The sequence below is a fragment of the Paenibacillus luteus genome (assembly GCF_006542765.1).
Taxonomy (GTDB): Bacteria; Bacillota; Bacilli; order Paenibacillales; family Paenibacillaceae; genus Pristimantibacillus; species Pristimantibacillus luteus.
The window spans coordinates 12,596-31,670 of the sequence record NZ_SKCD01000011.1 but is presented as its reverse complement, the minus strand read 5'-3'; the positions used below and the strand labels follow the sequence as shown (position 1 = coordinate 31,670).

General features: G+C 46.0%; 20 protein-coding genes. 10 read left to right on the top strand and 10 right to left on the bottom strand.

Annotation, left to right across the window (positions count from 1 at the left end):
• Positions 1 to 270: 270 nt before the first annotated feature.
• Both E0496_RS08175 and E0496_RS08170 read left to right on the top strand, forming a co-directional pair.
• Entirely contained in the window at positions 271 to 1,002 is a 732-nt protein-coding gene (locus tag E0496_RS08175; RefSeq protein WP_141501104.1) for a sensor histidine kinase, read from the top strand.
• Positions 1,003 to 1,653 carry a response regulator gene (locus tag E0496_RS08170; protein WP_141501103.1) on the top strand — a complete coding sequence of 217 codons (651 nt, stop codon included), beginning with the start codon at positions 1,003 to 1,005 and terminating at the stop codon, positions 1,651 to 1,653. It abuts the gene before it with no gap.
• A gap of 53 nt (positions 1,654 to 1,706) precedes the next feature.
• On the opposite strand, the gene E0496_RS08165 is transcribed toward E0496_RS08170, so the two are convergent.
• Positions 1,707 to 2,432 carry a response regulator transcription factor gene (locus E0496_RS08165; protein ID WP_141501102.1) on the bottom strand — a complete coding sequence of 242 codons (726 nt, stop codon included), beginning with the start codon at positions 2,430 to 2,432 and terminating at the stop codon, positions 1,707 to 1,709.
• Positions 2,433 to 2,640: 208 nt separating this feature from the next.
• On the opposite strand from E0496_RS08165, the gene E0496_RS37150 reads away from it, so the two are divergent.
• A complete protein-coding gene (locus tag E0496_RS37150) occupies positions 2,641 to 2,895 on the top strand; it encodes a c-type cytochrome (RefSeq protein ID WP_421923453.1) in 255 nt (84 codons plus the stop codon).
• On the opposite strand, the gene E0496_RS08160 is transcribed toward E0496_RS37150, so the two are convergent.
• Together E0496_RS08160 and E0496_RS08155 are read right to left on the bottom strand one after the other, a co-directional pair.
• Entirely contained in the window at positions 2,871 to 3,608 is a 738-nt protein-coding gene (locus tag E0496_RS08160; protein WP_141501101.1) for a response regulator transcription factor, read from the bottom strand. The two genes, E0496_RS37150 and E0496_RS08160, sit on opposite strands and share 25 nt — an antisense overlap.
• Positions 3,609 to 3,814: 206 nt before the next feature.
• Complete coding sequence (locus E0496_RS08155) at positions 3,815 to 4,177, bottom strand: c-type cytochrome (protein ID WP_141501100.1); 363 nt, start codon at positions 4,175 to 4,177, stop codon at positions 3,815 to 3,817.
• Positions 4,178 to 4,409: 232 nt separating this feature from the next.
• Here E0496_RS08155 and E0496_RS08150 point away from each other — a divergent pair, with 232 nt between their 5' ends.
• Positions 4,410 to 5,744 (top strand): c-type cytochrome, encoded by a 1,335-nt coding sequence (locus E0496_RS08150; RefSeq protein WP_141501099.1) that lies wholly within the window; start codon positions 4,410 to 4,412, stop codon positions 5,742 to 5,744.
• Between the two features lies 1 nt (position 5,745).
• Positions 5,746 to 6,768 (top strand): cytochrome c class I, encoded by a 1,023-nt coding sequence (locus tag E0496_RS08145; protein ID WP_141501098.1) that lies wholly within the window; start codon positions 5,746 to 5,748, stop codon positions 6,766 to 6,768.
• A gap of 64 nt (positions 6,769 to 6,832) precedes the next feature.
• Here the strand turns inward: E0496_RS08145 and E0496_RS08140 are convergent, their stop codons facing one another.
• The 3 genes from E0496_RS08140 to E0496_RS35540 all read right to left on the bottom strand — a co-directional run bounded on the left by E0496_RS08140 (position 6,833) and on the right by E0496_RS35540 (position 8,323).
• Positions 6,833 to 7,549 carry a response regulator transcription factor gene (locus tag E0496_RS08140; RefSeq protein WP_175598027.1) on the bottom strand — a complete coding sequence of 239 codons (717 nt, stop codon included), beginning with the start codon at positions 7,547 to 7,549 and terminating at the stop codon, positions 6,833 to 6,835.
• 205 nt (positions 7,550 to 7,754) lie between these two features.
• Positions 7,755 to 8,177, bottom strand: a complete 423-nt coding sequence (locus E0496_RS08135; RefSeq protein WP_141501097.1) for an SCO family protein — start codon at positions 8,175 to 8,177, stop codon at positions 7,755 to 7,757.
• Positions 8,171 to 8,323, bottom strand: coding sequence for a hypothetical protein (locus E0496_RS35540; RefSeq protein ID WP_161601340.1), 153 nt, complete (start codon positions 8,321 to 8,323; stop codon positions 8,171 to 8,173). The genes E0496_RS08135 and E0496_RS35540 overlap by 7 nt, the downstream gene beginning before the upstream one ends.
• 413 nt (positions 8,324 to 8,736) lie before the next feature.
• On the opposite strand from E0496_RS35540, the gene E0496_RS08130 reads away from it, so the two are divergent.
• From E0496_RS08130 to E0496_RS35535, 5 genes are all read left to right on the top strand, one after another.
• Positions 8,737 to 10,101 (top strand): cytochrome ubiquinol oxidase subunit I, encoded by a 1,365-nt coding sequence (locus E0496_RS08130; protein WP_141501720.1) that lies wholly within the window; start codon positions 8,737 to 8,739, stop codon positions 10,099 to 10,101.
• The gene (locus E0496_RS08125) at positions 10,098 to 11,114 is read left to right on the top strand and encodes a cytochrome d ubiquinol oxidase subunit II (RefSeq protein WP_141501096.1); all 1,017 of its coding nucleotides are present in this window, start codon (positions 10,098 to 10,100) and stop codon (positions 11,112 to 11,114) included. Before E0496_RS08130 ends, E0496_RS08125 begins: the two co-directional genes overlap by 4 nt.
• 41 nt (positions 11,115 to 11,155) lie before the next feature.
• Complete coding sequence (gene cydD / locus E0496_RS08120; RefSeq protein WP_141501095.1) at positions 11,156 to 12,919, top strand: thiol reductant ABC exporter subunit CydD; 1,764 nt, start codon at positions 11,156 to 11,158, stop codon at positions 12,917 to 12,919.
• Entirely contained in the window at positions 12,916 to 14,643 is a 1,728-nt protein-coding gene (gene cydC / locus E0496_RS08115; protein ID WP_141501094.1) for a thiol reductant ABC exporter subunit CydC, read from the top strand. Before cydD ends, cydC begins: the two co-directional genes overlap by 4 nt.
• A 142-nt stretch (positions 14,644 to 14,785) precedes the next feature.
• Positions 14,786 to 14,941, top strand: a complete 156-nt coding sequence (locus E0496_RS35535; RefSeq protein WP_161601339.1) for a hypothetical protein — start codon at positions 14,786 to 14,788, stop codon at positions 14,939 to 14,941.
• A gap of 124 nt (positions 14,942 to 15,065) precedes the next feature.
• On the opposite strand, the gene E0496_RS08110 is transcribed toward E0496_RS35535, so the two are convergent.
• From E0496_RS08110 to E0496_RS08095, 4 genes are all read right to left on the bottom strand, one after another.
• Complete coding sequence (locus tag E0496_RS08110; protein WP_206669734.1) at positions 15,066 to 15,938, bottom strand: DJ-1/PfpI family protein; 873 nt, start codon at positions 15,936 to 15,938, stop codon at positions 15,066 to 15,068.
• Entirely contained in the window at positions 15,935 to 16,741 is an 807-nt protein-coding gene (locus tag E0496_RS08105; RefSeq protein ID WP_241674640.1) for an ABC transporter ATP-binding protein, read from the bottom strand. Before E0496_RS08105 ends, E0496_RS08110 begins: the two co-directional genes overlap by 4 nt.
• Positions 16,738 to 17,733, bottom strand: coding sequence for a FecCD family ABC transporter permease (locus E0496_RS08100; RefSeq protein WP_141501715.1), 996 nt, complete (start codon positions 17,731 to 17,733; stop codon positions 16,738 to 16,740). Before E0496_RS08100 ends, E0496_RS08105 begins: the two co-directional genes overlap by 4 nt.
• Positions 17,734 to 17,801: 68 nt before the next feature.
• Positions 17,802 to 18,821, bottom strand: coding sequence for an ABC transporter substrate-binding protein (locus tag E0496_RS08095; protein WP_141501093.1), 1,020 nt, complete (start codon positions 18,819 to 18,821; stop codon positions 17,802 to 17,804).
• Between the last annotated feature and the right edge of the window lie 254 nt (positions 18,822 to 19,075).

The window sequence follows — 19,075 nt, the reverse complement described above, 5'->3', positions numbered from 1 at the left end:
ACGATAGAAGAGAGAATGACTCGATGTAGCTATATGCTTATGACATTGTTACAAAGTAAGGAATTATTTTTGGCAATTAGCTCTAAAGAGTCATGTTTAAGGAAGTAGAGATAAGCGAAAATAGACGTAAGCTTAAAATTTTTAATATATTTTCAAAGGAGGATTTGAGCGCTGTATAAACAAATTAAATGGTTAATTTTAATCATACCAACGCTAACCATTTGGATCTGGGAGTATGTAAGACATGAGTATTTACTACCCTATATTTCTATGGATGCAGGAAATTGGCTATCACCGTTAATTGTATTTATTGTTACCTTGCTGCTTATTACACGACTTTTTGCAATTTTAGAAAATGTTCAGGAAGAGCTTCAGCAATCAAGGGTCGTACAATTGCTGCTGCAAGAACGTGAAAATTTGGCGAGAGAGCTGCATGATGGCATTGCTCAATCCTTATTTTTGGTTTCTGTTCAATTGGAGCAGCTTAATCGAACCGACGAACAAGATGAGAAACTGACATCTGTTAAAAAAACAGTATTAGAAGTCAATGAATACGTGCGCCAGTCTATATCTCATTTGAAGTATCCGCCTGAAGTTGTAGCTGCACCATGGAGAAGTTCGATTAGCGATTTTATTGATGAGTTAGAACTCGATTCAAATGTTAGAATCGAATATGAATGGCCAATAGAAGAGCTACATTTAACAGTCAAAGAAAAGATAGGTTTGTACGAGTTCCTTAGAGAAGGACTCTATAATATTCGAAAGCATGCTCATGAAGCTAATCATATTCGGATTAGATTAAAAACAAAAGATTGGGGCTGGACGTGTCATATTTCTGACAATGGATCAGGTTTAATCGGTGAACCGTTTCTTAAGGAAGGCAGTTATGGATTGAAGTTTTTAAAGAAACGGGCATTAGAACTGGATTGGGAATTGCAAATCAGACGAGAATCAGGAAGAACGATACTCGAATTGATTAATAGGAAGGCGAGTGCAGCATAGATGACTTACCAACAAATACGCGTTCTTATCGTAGATGATCATCCACATGCTAGAGAAGGAATGAAAGATATACTCGGAGGGGATTCCCTTTTTGAAGTTGTAGGCGAAGCGCAGGATGGTGAAGAAGCGATTGAATGGACGGAGCAACTCATGCCAGATATGATATTAATGGATATTAACATGAAGAGGATGGGAGGTCTCGATGCTACAAAAGAAATTAAGTCGAGATTCCCATATGTGAAAATCGTTATGGTAACCGTATCGGACGATATTAGCGATCTGTTCGAGGCATTGAAGAAGGGGGCGCAGGGCTACCTTCTCAAAAATTTGAATCCGAGTGCTTGGCTGGAATATTTGAGAGCAATTGCTTTCGATGAGGCTCCTATGTCGCAGGAACTGGCTCAACGGATATTAAGTGAATTCTCAAAAGATAAAATACCACGGCAAGAGGAATCGCCTCTAACTAATAGAGAAAGAGAGATCTTACTGTTAGTAGCGAAGGGAATGTTGAACAGAGACATTGCCACACATTTAACGATTTCCGAGCATACAGTCAAAAATCATTTGAAAAATATTTTGCAAAAGCTTCAGTTGGAAAACCGTGTGCAATTAGCGAGATACGTATATGAACGTGGTTTGCATCATTTGTAGATGAAAACAGCCCGGCCTTATTCAAAAACATAAGGCAGGGCTGTTCTGCGTTTTTAATGCAAAGCTGTGAAGGGAGCTAGTAAGCAATAACCGGAGCCCCTGACAGTCTTTATTAGAGAAAATGAGTCTTCTGCGCGATTCTGGATTTTATAGCGGACACGTTTTATATAAGCATCTACAGTGCGTTCATAGCTAACTTTGTTATTGCCCCAAACTTGCTCTAGAAGCTCAGAACGACTAATAAACTTATTCATATGGCTATACATATAACTAATCAAGCTGAACTCTCTCTTGGTAAACGGTATGAATTGGTCTCCTACTTGCACTTGAGAAATAGCGGAATTCACATGAATTTGACTTTGCTTATAGGGGTATAAGTTTTTCATTGACATATCAAAATAGGAGGAAGGAGATTTCCGTCGCATAATGGCACGTATTCTGCAAATCAACTCTACTGGAGTGAATGGTTTTGCTAGACAATCATCAGCTCCTAATCGAAAGCCTTTCAGAATAGGTTCTTGTTGTTCGGTCGGATATAACAAGATAAGAGGGGTTGCAAGAAAACTTTTCACCGTAACAACATGACTTCCATGCCTCTCAAGAAAATGAGGGGCATCTATAATAAGCAGATCATATTTCGATATACCTGTTTTAATGAGAACCTCATTCCAATCAGAGGCTATGTCCAAGCTCCAGCCTTCTAATGTTATATATAGTTGCATAATGTCTCGCGTGTGATCATCACTTTCCATTATGAGTATTTTTTTGTTTGATTTCATGGGGTCAGTCCCTCCGTTCCTTGCATTTCGTCGTTAATTCTAGCATGCCTGAGAATCGCTCTCCATAACCAGATAGAGCTATTTATATCCATTATTGTTGCTTAATTTTCATAATATTAGTGACAAAATAGCTGTAATTAGTCATTTTTAAGTAACGACGATTGGATATGATAGAATCTATATTCAATTCGAAAGGGGTATTTATATAATGAGTAGGCTCAAGTATGGCTCAGTAATAAGTGTCATTATTGGAGCAATATTAGTAACGGCTTGTGGAAGTACGACAACAGTTGATCGAATGCAAAACGATAGGAATGAAGGACAAAGTGTCCAAAGCAGTGAAGCTGAGATCATCTATAAGAAAAAATGCATGTCCTGTCACGGTACTAATCTGCAGGGCAGAAGGGGACCAAGCCTACAAAACATTGGAAGCTACTCTTATTTTGCCTCAAGGATACTTTGATTTCCTTCGCTGAATAGATAACCTACTCCACGGACTGTTCTAATCATACCTCCTACAGTTGGAGAAATTGCGGATAGCTTCTCCCGAATGCGCTTGATATGTGTATCCACCGTTCGATAATCATTAACATCGGACTCTCTCCAGATGACACCAAGCAGATGAGGGCGTGTATGCGCCATTTCTGCATTAAGCACAAGATAATATAGTAAATCGAATTCTTTGAGGGAAAAGTGGATAGCTGTGCCATCGACTAAAATACGGTGAGCAGATGGATATATCATAAGATGCGTTAGCTCGATAGCTGGAAAACTCGTCCTGCTAGTCGATTGTATTACCTGATCGGTTGTCCTTCTGATAATAGCTTTGGCACGCAAAACCATCTCCAAATAGGATACAGGCTTCTCCACGCAGTCGTCAGCTCCTGCTTCAAAGGCAGCCAACCGCTGTGATTCCTTCCCATTTTCTGTAATCAGCATAATGGGTGTTTTTAATCTTTTTCTGATGGCCGAGCATATTTGAATATTAGTTAAGCCGGTCGTTGAATGATCGATAATGATTAGACCATAATGGTTATGGTTTAATTTAAGCATGGCATGATTTACGTTGAAGGTTGTATCTGTGAGATAGCCTTCTTTGAGAAAATATGCATTTAAATGATTGTAGGTATGCTTTTCCTGGCTGATGATGAGGATCATATTCTTCTTTTGTTTCAAGGCCTCAGCTCTCCATTCAGATTCGAAAGTTGAATATGGGATAAGTATGCCCTTTAAAGTCGTGAAGGAATATGGCTCAATGTAGCTAAAAAACCGTTAAATTGTAACGAACCTTTGAACAAATAAATAGACTCACAGGAGGAGGCACTTTTTGAAAGCACCTTTCTTGTGAGTCATTTTTAATGTGAACGTATAGCATATAAACGTTATTGAAACGATGCTAGCCAATTGGTTAAGTTAACGATTTCCTCTTCGGATAACCGATCCTTATAGCCGGGCATACCGCCTCCGCCTTGTACGATTTGCTTATATATTTTTTCTTTGCTCATCGTAGCGCCTACCTTGTCAAGCGCTGGCCCCATTGCACCTTGAAACTGATCACCATGACAAGGCAAGCAGCTGCTTTTATAAATAGTCTCGGCTGCAGCTGTATTAACTGGCGTGTCTGGAATAGTTACAGCGTTGTTTTCTTCAGCCACTTCTTCCTTTGCAGGAAGGTTGAACAGGAGAAGAAAGACGGTCAGCAATCCGGCAAATCCAACAAAGGCAGACATGATCCACTTTTGCAACGTAAATCCCCCATCCTCAATGTAATGCTATTTATTTTATAATTTATGGAATCATTTTTCTATAGCTCAAAAGAGTCATAGTGTAAACGTGTAGTCGGATAATGACATCCACTAGCTTCACAGGAAGTTCATAACTTAGCTCAAACGAGCTATTTTTAGCTGAATTACACGAAGATATACTTACAAATGAGTAATGTGCACACATTGTTAAACATATGGAAGGGGTAAGGGAATGTATTTTCCAACAATTGATTTTGGATGGCTCGGTAACGGAAACCTAATTGGTATGATGGCTGTTCTTCACGTCATGATTAACCATGCGGTTGCGATAGGCGGATCTATCCTAGTAGTTTCTATGGAATATATCGCCATCAAAAGAGGCAATGAGCAGTTGGATGCTTTTGCTCACCGCTTGACGAAGTATATTCTTATTATTACAACAACGGTAGGAGCAATGACTGGAGTCGGGATTTGGTTCACGACAACCGTTATTATTCCGGATGCGATTGGCTCGTTGCTTAGAATTTTTCACTGGGCTTGGTTTACAGAATGGCTTGTGTTTGTTAGTGAAGTGATATTGCTGCTTACTTATTTCTACACATGGGATAAATGGCGGGGAGCAAAGAAAAGGCTCCACTTTAAAATTGGGATAGCTTTGTGTGTAATGTCGTGGGTTACATTGGTCATTATTACGGGTATTCTTGCTGCTCAGATTAACCCTGGCAACTGGGTAGAGACATTATCTTTCTGGGATGCATTTTTGAACGAGACGTGGGTACCATCTACCTTGTTTAGAACCTTCGCTGCAATTACGCTCGGCGTTGCAGTGCTTACACCTTTGACAAGCTTAGTTATGAAGGACAAAAAAGATCGGCATCTCGTCTTTAGAATGTTTGGTAAATGGTTGATCGTTTCAGTCCCTTTAATGATTGTTTTCGGTACATGGTATTTGAAGAGCCTCCCTGACAAGGCACAAACCCTTGTGGTATGGGCAACGGGCATGAGTGATTATGCTTTTATTATTATTAATGTTTTGGGGTTATTGGTTATTTTTATTTTGGGCGTCACGCTATTAAACGCCAAGCCTAAGTTTCCGCTTGTGCTGGCCATCTTTACAGGTGTATTTTCTCTGGCTTTAATTGCGGAGTTTGAGATTGTAAGAGAGAACATAAGGAAGCCGTACATTATTTACAACTATATGTATGGAAATGGAACGTTAGTTGAGCATACGGAGAAGCTCAAGAAGGAAGGGGCGCTGGCTAATTCTGTTTTTGCTTCGGTAAAAGAAGTAACGGAGGAGAACAAAATTGAGGCTGGAGAACAACTATTCCGGATGCAATGTATTCAATGCCACAGCATCGATGGACCGCGAAAAAGCAGGGTGCTTACCAGCCGAGCTAAGGATTGGTCAGAAGAGGCACTGGCAGGCTTCATTCCGAATATGCACGAGGTCAGGGATGTGATGCCTCCTGCATTAATGAACGAAGAGGAAATCAAGGCATTGGCTGCTTATATCCATGCTGCTGTGTCAGAGGCCAATGGCGTTAAGAATGAGGAGGAGCAGTAACATGTCTTTATTAAAAGCAGAGTCGCCTGTACCCAATGATCTGGGGCTTGCGATTCCGGGAGACTTGCCTTTTTTTGAAGTTATTATTGTCATTGCTTTTATTGTGCATATTATCTTTGTTAATATACTTGTAGCCGGTTCCGTAAATTCGGTCTTGCAGGAAATAAAGGGAATCCGTACTAAAAATATAATTTATGATCAACTAGCCCTACAGTTTGCGACTCAGGTGTCTATTTTTAAGAGTATTGCTGTTGTTATGGGAGTCGCACCTCTTCTTATTATCAGTACGATCTATACGCAGTATTTTTATCCTTCTACGATACTGATCGGTAAGATGTGGCTCCTTATGATTCCGTTAACTATTATTTCCTTCTTGTTGCTATATGCTTATAAATTTTCCTGGAAACTGCTGCAGAATAAGAAAAGGCTGCATGTGAGCTTAGGGATTGGCGGAGCTTTAATCTTATTGTTTATTCCTTTGCTATTTATTACGAATGTTGCATCTATGCTACAGCCGGAGCTGTGGAAGGAGTCCAGAGGTTTCTTTCAGTCCCTGTTTCTGTATCCGACAATATGGCAACGGTATTTTCACTTCATGGCAGCTAGCTTTGCTGTTATGGGGATGTACACCTATTGGTGGGGGAGAAGAAAGTCACTTAAAGACACAGACCCCGTTTACATCGAAGCCAAGCAATTCGGCAAGAAAAGCGCGTTTCTGTTTACGTTTCTACAAGTTGTCGCGGGGCCGGTACTGCTATTAAGCATGAATGCAGATGTTCGTAAAGCCTTTATGGGAGGATCACTTTTTCATACCTCACTTCTTGGTGTTTCAATTGTGCTTGCAATCCTATTAATTGTTATTCTGTACAAGCTGCTCAAATCGGAAACTAAAAAACTGTTCATATCAGCACTATCCATCCTGTTAATCATTCTATTGCTGATGAGTTGGATACGGCATGAAGTCAGGGAAATTTCGTTGGCGCCTTATATTGATCAGCAGCCAAGAACAGAGCAAAAGGAATAGCAGCAAACAGCCGTCCGGATTTCTTGGACGGCTGTTGATATTTTGTATGATGTTTATAGTGAAATTAGGAACCATCGTTGAATATATAGCCTACGCCCCAGATTGTTTGTATCCGCTTACCGGAATAGGCTTGCGTTTGGTTCAGCTTTTCTCTAAGACGTTTAATATGCGTGACTACTGTTCGGAAATCCCCAAAGCTGTTCCCTTTCCAGACTTTTTTATATAATTCTTCAAGAGAGAAGGGCGTGCCATGATTGGAAGAAAGTACAAACAGCAGATCGTATTCTTTCATGGTGAGATTTAGTTTAACCTTATTCAGGCTGACACTCCTGGCATCCGGATCAATGACAAGATCATTTAATATAATAGGAGCAGTCGGTAGATTTCTTCTTTTTTGATAAGCCTCTTTCGAAGTTCGGCTTAAAATTCCATGAATCCGATGCACGATTTCTCTTGGACTGAATGGTTTGGTAACGTAGTCATCAGCGCCGGCTTCAAAGCAATCAAGCTTATCATACTCAGAATCACTTGCTGAAAGGAAAAGAATAGGAGTCTCTTGTACTGCGCGAATTTTTTTGCAAATATCAAGCCCGCTAATTCCTGGAAGCATGTTGTCAAGAACAATAAATCTGTACGTTTTATGTAATGCCATTTTTAAGCCTGAGACACCATCTTCCGCCTCATCCACATAGAAGCCTTCTTTATTTAAGTAAAGTCTTAATAGTTGTCTGATAGGCGCTTCATCATCTACGATCAGTATATTAGCTTCATGGTTGAACACTAAGAGCTCCTCCTATACCATGTTTACTATTAATGTCATTTTATCAATGGATGAATGGAGGCTCTATAACTCGTGGGAGCTATATGACGTCAATATTATGAAGTTTCTATAACAATTTCACATGAAGAATAAAAAAAGAGCCATCCCAGATGGGATGGCTGATAGAGTCGATCTTTATCACGCGTAATGATCTCATTCTAACGAGTTATTTTTCCTTGAGAAGCGTGTTAATATCTTTCAGAATGACCGAATTATCCATTTCCTCGCCCATGCGGTATACCTTGCGAATTTGTTGCTTACCGTCAATCAGCATAAGAGAAGTTACCGTATGAACAAACTGATTATCTTCCAGCCTCTGAATTCCAATTCCATATTCTTTTGCTTTCTCATGAATGTAGGTCTCGTCCCCGCGTAGAAGCTTCCAGCCTGCTTGATCGATTTCCATCTTCTCGGCGTAGTCTGCAAAAACTTCAGTTGTATCCGTATTAGGATCGAAGGTAATGGCTGCAAATTGCACGCTCTCGCCAAAGCTTCCCTGTTTTTTTAATTCGTCTTGCAGAAGAACCATATTGTAAGTCGTGGCTGGACAAATATCAGGACAACTGGTGAACATGAATTCCATCAGCATGACTTTTCCAGGGTGAAATCAGGTGCTTCTCTAATTACGGGTATCTTGGTGCCGTTGTTTTGAAACGAGTAGAAGAGATAGGCAATGACTGCTGCAAGCAAAAGGATGACCGTGATCAGGTAGGGACTGACCTTTTTGTTAGTCATTCTTTATGCTCCTGACCGTTTGGGTGTAGTTCACCTTGTCCTGCAAGGCATCGTCCTGCTTTTAATTCTTGCGCCATGCATCATGACATAAACGCCCCCGCCTAGAAAAAATGATCCTAAAATAAACCAGTATAACATTAAAGGTTCTCCCTTCTTATTGAATATAGGTATTCTAATCATTATATAAGGAAATGATCATGTAGTTTAATGGCTCGTTTGAGCCATTTTCTGATTCTTTTGCTCAAAGTCACATGATTGACAACAATGTGCCTTTTTTCACAAAGTGGCCATTTTTTTTTAGCGTTATTGTCACAGGTCCCCCCTCGATAGAGTCATACGATACCTACGGAGACCATTTATACTAATAGCTAATGTTATTATCCTATGGAAGTTTAGAACAAAAAGGAGGAGTCATCGGCATGGATACGGTATGGTGGAGTAGGTTGTTGACAGGGCTGACACTGTCATTCCACGTTTTATTCGCAACGGTCGGCGTAGGTATTCCCTTAATGATTGCAATCGCAGAGTTTGTTGGTATTCGAAAGAAAGACGCTCATTACATTCTTATGGCGAAGAGATGGACACGAGGCTTTGTCATTTCTGTGGCAGTCGGTGTAGTTACTGGAACGGCGATAGCTTTGCAGCTTGCACTCGTTTGGCCCAACTTTATGCAAATGGCAAGCAATGTGATCGCGTTGCCTTTGTTTATGGAGGTTTTCGCCTTCTTTTTTGAAGCGATTTTTCTTGGCATTTACATGTATACGTGGGATCGATTTCGAAATCCGTATATACATTGGCTTCTAACCATTCCGATAGTTGTCGGAGCCGGGATGTCGGCGTTATTTATTACTACGGTAAACGGGTTTATGAATCAACCAGACGGATTTATTCTCGAGGCTAGTCATTTTGTAGCTGTTAATCCAATAGAGGCGATGCTAAATGCGGCTAGCCCCTCCAAAGCATTTCACGTTCTAGCATCCGCATATTTGACAGGGGCAGCTTTGCTGGCAGGGATAGCCGCCCTTACTATGCTGAAAAAAGGAAAATCCGATTATGCACAAAAATCGTTAAAGCTTATGATGTCTATCGTACTTGTATTTAGTGTACTGACGGCGATAGCGGGAGATGTGTCAGCCAAGTTTCTTGCCAAGCATCAGCCGGAGAAGCTGGCAGCAGCAGAGTGGCATTTTGAAACGGAACGCGGAGCAGATCTAATTCTGCTGGGCTGGCTCAATGCAGAGCGAGAAGTTGTGGATGCGTTGCGTATTCCAAAAGCGCTCAGCTTTCTTGCCTTTGGAGACTTTGACGCTGAGGTAACCGGATTGGAGGAGTTCCCATCAGATGAGCTTCCACCGTTAATCGTTCATTATATGTTTGATGCAATGGCTGGCATCGGATTCGTCTTAATGGGAGTGGCAGTACTGTATTTTGTACTTCTGTTGCTCAAGAAACGAGAAGAGATCAATCGATGGCTGCTGCGAGCTATTATCGTTTCTGCTCCTTTGGCTTTTCTTAGTGTGGAGATGGGCTGGTTCTATGCTGAGATTGGAAGACAGCCGTGGATGATACGCGGGTACTTACGTGTAGAGGAAGCAGCTACCTCATCACCGAGTGTTGTATTTCTATTTTTCCTGTTTCTATTGTTATATATTGTGCTGGGCGTGTTATGCGTTATCGTGCTTCGCCGATTATTCCGGAATAATCCTGCGGATTTGGAATTCAACAAGTATTTGCAGGATCAAGAATTGCCGCCGGTAGGGAAAGAGGGATCGAATTGATCAGTTACGAATTGATTGGCATTACCGTGCTTTGGATATTTTTGTATGGTTACCTAATTGTAGCATCCATAGATTTCGGAGCCGGATTTTTTGCATTTTATGCTCGGGCAACGAAACAAGATCATTTGATCAATCGATTAATTTCTCGTTATTTATCGCCGGTATGGGAAATTACAAATGTTTTTTTCGTATTCTTTTTTGTAGGTATGGTTGGTTTTTTTCCGGATTCTGCGTATTACTACGGTTCGGCTTTGCTTGTACCGGGGAGCATAGCGATTATATTGCTGGCGATAAGAGGTTCATTTTACGCTTTCGAGAATTACGGCTCTAAGGACAATACGACATACCTGTTCTTGTACGGAGCTACTGGATTACTTATCCCGGCCTCGCTTTCGGTTGCGCTAACCCTCTCGGAAGGCGGATTTATAACGGAACAGGACGGTGTGGTTGCGCTAGCCTATTTCGAATTGTTCTCGAGTCCACTTTCCTGGAGCATCGTGGCCCTAGCCATCGTGTCCGTGTTATTTATAAGTGCTTCATTCTTGACATTCTATGCGTCGCGGGCCCGTGATCTGCCAGCACTGAAATTATTGCGTACGTACGCGATGTTCTGGAGCACCCCTACCATTATTGCTGCTTTGACGGCATTTATTTATTTGAGTCAGCACAACGAACGTCATTTTCAAAACATGATGGATTTGTGGTGGCTGCTGGCCCTTTCCGTTGGATTTTATATGTGCGCCCTATGGCATCTCTATCATGCTCGTCGTTACGGTCTAGCCTTTGTTTGTGTCATGCTTCAGTTTCTCTGTGCGTTTTTTGCTTACGGCATTGGTCACTACCCTTACATTCTGGATCCGTATATTACCATTCAAGGCGGCGCAACTCATGAGTCGATGGGAATCGCATTGGTCATTGCCTTCATAGGGGGATTATGTTTACTAATTCCTTCACTCATTCTCGTCTTTAAATTGTTTTTATTTGATGCGGATTATGTAAAGGGCCGGAAGTAGTGAAAGGACTCTCGCGAGAAGAGAACAGGAGGGATGTTGCATTGAAGAGAAGAACCGGCTTATTGTCACAGCAATTGGCGATGCAAAGGAGGAAGCTTCTTCTATTGGGAGCTTTTGCAGTGGGGTTAGGCATAATGATTGTAAGCCAAGCCACTTTATTAGCTACTATCGTAAATGAGGTTTTTGTTCAAGGAACTTCGTTGTTATCTATAGCCGCTCTACTTGGTACTATGCTTGCCGTAATCATAGCCCGCACCGTACTCTCCTATGGAATAGGCAGGACGGGCATCATGCTTGCCGCCATCTCCAAATCCAATATAAGGGATGCGTTGATACGGAATATGACTAAAAACCCCTTATTGACGGCTCTTGGCGGACAAACTGGCGGAAAGGTAAGCGTGTTGCTGGACGCTGTCGATGAGATCGACAGCTACTTCAGCCAATATGTGCCGCGATTAATGGAAGCTGCATTTATTCCGCTCTTATTGCTGATCGCTGTATTCTTTGAGCATCCTGCATCAGGATTCATCATGCTGGCTTCCGCCCCGTTTATCCCTATATTTATGATACTCGTCGGTTTGCAGACTCAGAAAAAATCCGAAGAAAAGTACACACAGTTAACGGAATTCTCCGGCACTTTTCTTGATTCTCTGCAAGGTTTGCTCACGCTTAAGTTATTCGGACGCGTTAATCGCCAACAACAAGAAATTGAACGCAGCAGTCTTGGGTTTCGCGATGCAACGATGGGTATCTTGCGAATTGCATTTACAAACACATTGATGCTTGAGTTAATCGTTATGCTGAGTATCGGACTTATTGCGCTGGAGCTTGCGTTGCAGCTTCTTGTTTTCAAAAGCATGTCTTTTGATACAGCCTTTCTCGTTCTACTGCTAGCCCCAGAGTTCTATTCCCTACTCAAAAATACAGGCACCGCGTTTCACAGCGGACGTACAAGCATGGGGGCGGCTCGCAAGGTGGAGCAAGCGCTCGGTGACCTCATAGAAAGTGGTCATGAGGAGACGTGCGAAGAGAAGGATTCAAATATAAGTGTGAGGCATCAGATGCCTCCTGCTATAGAAGTAAATCAACTCCGATTCAGCTTTGGGGACAACAAATTCGAACTTTCTGTCGACGCCGTCCAGATCAGACCGGGAGAAAAAATCTCCATTGTTGGGCCAAGCGGCGCAGGCAAAACAACCTTCATGCATATCCTTGCTGGGTTAATTCGTCCGTCAACCGGAGAGGTACAGGTTAATAACAGGGTATTGTCTCCTGCGTGGGAAGAGTCCTGGTTTGAGCAAATGAGCTATATTACTCAACATCCTTATATTTTTGCTGGATCTTTGCGTGATAACATCATGATGGGAACTCGTAGGCAAGTATCCCAAGCAGAAATTGAAGGAGCGGCAGAAGCAGCAGGACTTAGCTCCCTGATTAATGGATTAGAGGAAGGTTACCATACGCTAGTTGGTGAAGGCGGAAGGGGACTTTCAGGCGGTGAGAAGCAGCGTCTTGCACTGGCCCGTGCCTTTTTGAACCGTCCTGCGGTCATTATGTTTGATGAACCGACAGTGGGTTTAGACTTGTACACCGAGCGTGTACTTCAGCGATCAATTGAGAAATTGTCAATCGATGCTACTTTAATCACGGTAGCTCATCGATTGTATACGATCCGACAAGCCGACTGTATTTTGTTTATGGAAAAGGGGAGACTGGTCGACAGCGGAAGTCATGATGACCTGATGAAACGGTTGCCCCAATATGCCGAGATGGTAGATGTGCAAAGGAGAGGGGGATTCCAATGAATGAACGATCAATCTTGACCCAAACGCTTTTTCAGGAAAAAAAGGATATAGCTTGGGCTATTATCGGCGGCTTCGTTGCTGGCATAGGAGGTGTCAGTTTGTTTGCCGCAAGCGGCTATATGATCTCTCAGACTGTGTTTTCTCCTCCGCTTTATACTTTGATTATTTTAACTTCTTTGGTGAAGATCTTAGGGTTAATTAGGGCTGCAAGCCGTTATTCGGAAAGAATGTATTCGCATAGAGCGACCTTCTCTTTGTTAAGTCGCATACGTTCAACCTTTTTCGTCAAATTGGTTCCCTTGTCTCCGGGCTTGTTCAACAAAAAGAGAAGTGGAGACTTGCTCGCACGTTTTGTTGGCGATGTAGAATCTCTCCAGCATTATTTTTTGCGTGTTGCCTATCCGCCTATTGTGTTGATCATGGTTTTTCTGGCTACTGTGCTTTTTGTATCGTTCTATTCTATTTGGATGGCGTTAATATTCATAGTTGGTATGCTCATAACGACTTTTTTGATTCCATCGTTAATACTTCTGGGGCAACGACGCAATAGGGGACGCGTTCGACTTCAGCGTGCACAATTGTCAACGGAAGCTGCCGAGTTATTATATGGATTTCGTGATCTTAAAGTTTATGGTCAATTAAAAACAAAGGAGATGGAGCTCAAACAAGCATCCACTAAACTTGTTGATGATCAATATATGGCTGCACGCCATTTACTGAGAGGTCAAACCCTCCATGTTCTGCTCTCTTTCTTAGTTGTCTGGAGTGTACTGCTTCTTGGCAGTTTTCTTATTAATAATGGATCGTTGGCCGGCGTTTTCCTTGCTATGTTGGTCATGGCAGCCCTTACCGTATTTGATGAGGCTGGGGCTATGGCTGTACTTCCTGTGTATAAGCAGGATAGTGAGCATGCAGCTCAGCGACTTGAAGAAACATTGCATTCAGGGAATCGTATACCGACCGTCCAGAAGCATCGAAAGCTGGATGACAATCTTCCAGTAGCGATTGATATTAGCGGCGTATCGTTTCATTACGGAGATGATACGCGTCCGGTGTTAGGTGACATCAATCTCCATATTCCCGCAGGTTCTAAAACCGCGATCGTAGGATCAAGCGGATCGGGCAAAACCACATTGTTTGAGCTACTGCTCGGTCTGTATGTTCCGATGTCAGGTCAAATCCGATTAAATCATCTGTCTACGGAGGAACTCGATGAAGGAAGCATCTGGCGAGCAGCGAATGTCGTACTGCAACACAATCATTTTTTCCGTGGAACCGTCAGAGATAATTTGTTAATAGATGCTAGTGGCTACACAGATGAGCAGTTAACATCAGTCCTCGAAAGTGCAGAACTGCTGAATAAATCTCTGGATGACCTCTTGGATGAACGGGGGGAGAATTGGTCAGATGGCGAACGACAGCGTCTAGCGCTTGCCAGATCTATGCTCCGAGGAGGGCGAGTATGGCTCTTAGACGAACCGACCTCATCACTAGATTCCGTTACAGAACATCGCATTATGCAACGTCTTCTTGCATCAGCATCAAGGGATACCGTTATCATAATCAGTCATCGGTTAGCCGGCCTTGAGGATTGGGATCAAATCGTGGTTTTAGATCAAGGCAAATTGGTGGAAGTGGGATCATTCGTGGAGTTAATGGAGCGCAAAGGTTATTTGTATGAAATGCGAAAGATTGAGCAGCAAATGATTCATGTAGACAGATAGGGAATAAGTGAACGATTGTGTCCGAATAGCCAAAGCGAGTCATACATGCAAGTATCCGCTTGTCCATGCGTATATCCTTTTCAATAGATTTATGGACAGGTCTACCTTCCCTATCTAATGTAAAGGAGTTTTTTATGGTTTTATGAAGATAGCCGCAATGGTTGAACATTCAGGAAACATGAATACAACGGTAGTGTCAATCGATAACATATCGACAGCAGAAAAATATAAAAAAACAATCAGCGTTGCCATTAATCCGGCAATGCTGATTGTTTTAATTTTAGATCATTTCAGGTGAATGTGTTCTGCTAATTTTCACTAATCCTATACATAATGAGCAATCAGTTCTTTTAGTTGCATCATCTCTGACACAGGACAAGTAGGCAAATTATTCATTTCCTTGTTGCAATGGCGAGTGCGCGTCACTCAGCGCGAAGTGCATGTTCGAGTGTAGCGTAAAAGTCTCGCGCGAGGGCGGTGAGTTCCGGTCCGGCTTCATCAGGTGTCCCAGCTCCGAGCGGTGGTTGCGGCGCGTACTCCGCTCCGAGTTCGAGGAACCGGGCATACTCGTCGCCGCGGAGCCGTGCCACCAGTCGAAGGGCAAGGTCCATACCCGCTGTGACCCCGGCGGCGGTCATAAGGTCCCCGTCGATGACGACACGCTCATCGACGGCTTCGGCTCCATATCCAGCCAGCAGATGGTGCATCGACCAGTGAGTGGTCGCGCGCCTTCCGTCAAGTAGTCCGGCCGCCCCGAGGGCGATTGCGCCGGTACACACGCTCGTGACGATGTCCGCCCCGGCAGCGATGCGGCGAATCGCTGCCATAGCGTCCTCATCGGCGAGGAGGACGGGTGTGTCCCCGCCTGGCACCAGCAGCACGGTTGGGGAAGCAGGGGCGTTCTCCAGCGTGGTCGTGGGAATCAGCGGCAGCCCTCCAGCGCTGGTCACTGGCTCGCTCATGGCTCCGGTTGTCGCCAAGTGCACCTTCGCCCCCAGCATGGAGGCTAGGAAGTAGTGCGGGCCGATCACGTCGAGAGTGTCGAAACCAGGGTGCAGGACGATGACGACATCCTCGTTGGCGGTGAACGTCACCCCCGGCAGTGCCGCAAGTGCATCATGCGCCGCTACGGAGCGATCCCACGCCGCTCGCGCCGCTGGATCGTCGGGCCTCCCCGCCAGATGATCGTGGGTCGCGGCATGCTGAGTGGGTTCGATGTTCTCTGTTCCGACCATGCTCTCTCCGTTTATTGGACGTAGGTGATCTGCAGGTTCAATAGCTAGTTTTTTATTCAAGAAAAATTCATCTCCTTTTCGTGGGCATAGGCAAGCTGCAGGCGCCCGGTGAGTGGATTGGTGATGCCCTGAGCGCGAATCCCGAAGACCTCATGGAGCAGTTCCGGGGTCAGGGTGTCGCTGGGCGTTCCCGAGGCGACCACTTTACCTGCTGAAAGGACGACGAGGCGGTCGCAGTACGCCGCAGCCAGATTAAGGTCGTGGAGAGTTACAAGGGTCGTAACCCCCAGTGCGTGGACGAGCGCCATCAGCTCGAGCTGGTGACGGATGTCCAGATGGTTCGTCGGTTCGTCGAGCACGAGGATGCGAGGCTCCTGCGCGAGGGCGCGCGCGAGCTGAACCCGCTGCCGCTCTCCGCCCGACAGCGTGCTCATGTCGCGATCGGCTAGATCATTGACGCCGGCCCTCTTCATCGCTCGTTCGATCGCGAGGACGTCTTCCGGTCTGTCCGACCCGAAGAGGCGGCCGTGTGCGATCCGCCCCGTGGCGACACACTCCGTCACGGTCAGCTCGAGATCGCTTGGTCCGTCTTGGACGACGGCTGCCGTCACACGGGCAGCCTCCCGCGGACGGGATTCCCAAACGTCGCGATCCGCTGCCGTCACACGCCCAGAGGTGGGCCGTAGCATCCGGTAGACGGCGCGAAGCACGGTCGATTTCCCGCTGCCATTGGGACCGATGAGTCCAACGACATCTCCGTCGGCGGACAGAGAGATTCCCTCGACGATCGTGCGTCCAGCGATCTCAACCTTAACGTCGTCGACGTGGAGAGCGGCGGCATCCATGCCGCCCAGGGTACTCATGCCTCTCCTTTACTGGATTGCCTTAACATCCAGAGGAAGAACGGTGCACCAATTGCAGCAGTAAGTAGCCCCACTGGCAGTTCGGACGGAGCGATGATCAGACGCGCTGCGATGTCTACCACGACGAGCAGCAGCCCACCAGCTAGAGCAGATGTAGGCAAGACCCACTTATGATCTGAGCCGACGATCATCCGGACGGCGTGCGGAACCACGAGCCCGACGAAACCGATTGCTCCACTCACTGCGACGGCGACTCCAACGAGGAGCGACGTGATCACGAACATCACAAGGCGGAAACGCCCCACATCTACGCCGAGACTCGCAGCAGTTTCATCGCCGATCAGGAGCGCGTTGAGAATCCGGGCTAACAGAATGAGCACCACGGTAGCAACAACAAGGACGACAGCAGGTATGCCCAGATCGCCCCATTCTGCGGCGGCGAGGCTGCCGGAGAGCCAGGAGAGTACCTGACTTACGCCTTGTCCTGGCGCACTCGCACGCAAGACGAGATAACTCGTAACGGAACTGAGCAGGTATGACATCGCCACGCCTGCAAGAATTAAGCGTCCTGGCGTGACGCGGCCTCGCCGCTGCGCGAGCGCAAAAACGATCAGTGTCGTTGCGAGGGCGCCACCGAAGGCTGCCACCGGGACGGAGATGGCAGTCAGGACGCCTAGACCCAGCGTGAGAGTCGCGACAGCCGCGACGGACGCGCCAGAGGAAATCCCGAACACGAAAGGATCGGCGAGCGGATTGCGCACCACCGCTTGGAGAACTGCGCCGGCGACGCCGAGGGAAGACCCGACGACGAGCCCGAGCAGAGCACGCGGCAACCGAAACTCCCAGATGATGCGCGCCTCCACATCCGTTGCCGCGGTGGAGACGCTCCATGGGAGGATGTGATCGGCGATCACCGACAGGACCCGGTCAGGAGGGATCGGGACCGATCCGATGGATACGGAGAGTACCACGGCGGCGACACATGCGATCATCAGGACGATGATGATGGACCGTCGGTGATCAGTGCGACTCGTGAGCGGCACCACAGTTAACACGGAGGTCACGACGCAGGAACCGCGAGATTCAGGTCGGGATGGAGGCCGTTCGCGATCTCTGTCAAACCTCTCATCACGGAGATGGACGCGTCGGTGTCGGCGACTGGAATCTCAACGAGCCTGCCGTCCTTCACAGCAGGAAGGTCGGGGAAGTTCTTCTTAATGTAGTCGCTGAGGGTCGCAAATTCTTGACCCTCGAAGGTGCCAACGAGGATCACATCGGCGTCGGATGCCGCGAAGTCCTCTTTGCTCACGTAGACTGAGTCCGACGGGAACACGTTCGTACCACCGGCCGTTGCGATTGCGTCATCGTAGATGCCGCCAGCGAGCACGATCAGCGGTCCATCGCCCCCGTTGTAGAACGCGACTCGTTGCGTGGGCTTACCCTTCACGGCGTCTACTACCGTCTGCTTCTCCGCAGCCATTTGGGCGATGAACTTCTCCGCCCGGTCTGAGACGCCAAAGATCGCTCCGAAGTCCCGCAAGCTGCTGTATGGTGTCTCGAGCGTCATAGTTAGAGCATCCGCCGAGCTGCACATGTTTGACCCGTAAACCTTCGCGCCACCCTCTTCAATCTGCTCCATCGAGGCGTAGCCCTGCGAGGTGTCGAAGGCGAAACCCTCTAGGGACTGGCCGACCACAAGGTCTGGGGCTTGGCTCAACAGAACCTCCTTTGAAGGCCAACTCATAGAGGTACCAATTACGGTGAGTCCCCCTGCGGCTTCGGCAATGCTATCGGGGAAGGCGGCGTAGTTACCCGCGACCGCCTTGATGCGATCATCTAGTCCGAGGGCGAGCATCATCTCAGTCGGCGCCTGCCATAGGCTCACAACATGTTCCGGCGCCGAATCGAACGTCAACGTGCGCCCACAATTCTCAACCGATACCGGATACACAGCCTCCGCCGACGTGGGGGATGCGGTTGAACTAGGGGAGCCGGAGGAGCCACCGGACGAGCCGCATCCAGATAAAGCGATAACAGCGCTGAAAGATAGTATAAGCAGATTTGACTTGGTTTTGATCATGAAAGGAATCCTCCAATATTGTGTTTTGATTGAAAAATAGCGAGTTATTTGACGTTGGAACGAATCATCTACCTACAAAGGTATAGTACGGCGACCTTCGGAATTTGCCGTCCGCAAACGTATACGATATTTACCCGTCATCTGGCGCAGCTCCTTGCAAACGCCGCTCTAAGATCGCAAACGAGTTGGGTGACGAACTTACCCTAGCAGACGAGCACAAGATGTTCCAATTCTGTCATCCGCTCATGGGATTG

What these genes read in the sequence shown, in the direction of transcription:
- E0496_RS08175 (WP_141501104.1), top strand. Translation starts at nt 271, where the DNA reads ATGGATGCAGGAAATTGGCTATCACCGTTAATTGTATTTATTGTTACC.
- E0496_RS08170 (WP_141501103.1), top strand. Translation starts at nt 1,003, where the DNA reads ATGACTTACCAACAAATACGCGTTCTTATCGTAGATGATCATCCACAT.
- E0496_RS08165 (WP_141501102.1), bottom strand. Translation starts at nt 2,432, where the DNA reads ATGAAATCAAACAAAAAAATACTCATAATGGAAAGTGATGATCACACG.
- E0496_RS37150 (WP_421923453.1), top strand. Translation starts at nt 2,641, where the DNA reads ATGAGTAGGCTCAAGTATGGCTCAGTAATAAGTGTCATTATTGGAGCA.
- E0496_RS08150 (WP_141501099.1), top strand. Translation starts at nt 4,410, where the DNA reads ATGTATTTTCCAACAATTGATTTTGGATGGCTCGGTAACGGAAACCTA.
- E0496_RS08145 (WP_141501098.1), top strand. Translation starts at nt 5,746, where the DNA reads ATGTCTTTATTAAAAGCAGAGTCGCCTGTACCCAATGATCTGGGGCTT.
- E0496_RS08135 (WP_141501097.1), bottom strand. Translation starts at nt 8,177, where the DNA reads ATGCTGATGGAATTCATGTTCACCAGTTGTCCTGATATTTGTCCAGCC.
- E0496_RS35540 (WP_161601340.1), bottom strand. Translation starts at nt 8,323, where the DNA reads ATGACTAACAAAAAGGTCAGTCCCTACCTGATCACGGTCATCCTTTTG.
- cydC (WP_141501094.1), top strand. Translation starts at nt 12,916, where the DNA reads ATGAATGAACGATCAATCTTGACCCAAACGCTTTTTCAGGAAAAAAAG.
- E0496_RS35535 (WP_161601339.1), top strand. Translation starts at nt 14,786, where the DNA reads ATGAAGATAGCCGCAATGGTTGAACATTCAGGAAACATGAATACAACG.
- E0496_RS08105 (WP_241674640.1), bottom strand. Translation starts at nt 16,741, where the DNA reads ATGAGTACCCTGGGCGGCATGGATGCCGCCGCTCTCCACGTCGACGAC.
- E0496_RS08100 (WP_141501715.1), bottom strand. Translation starts at nt 17,733, where the DNA reads ATGATCGCATGTGTCGCCGCCGTGGTACTCTCCGTATCCATCGGATCG.
- E0496_RS08095 (WP_141501093.1), bottom strand. Translation starts at nt 18,821, where the DNA reads ATGATCAAAACCAAGTCAAATCTGCTTATACTATCTTTCAGCGCTGTT.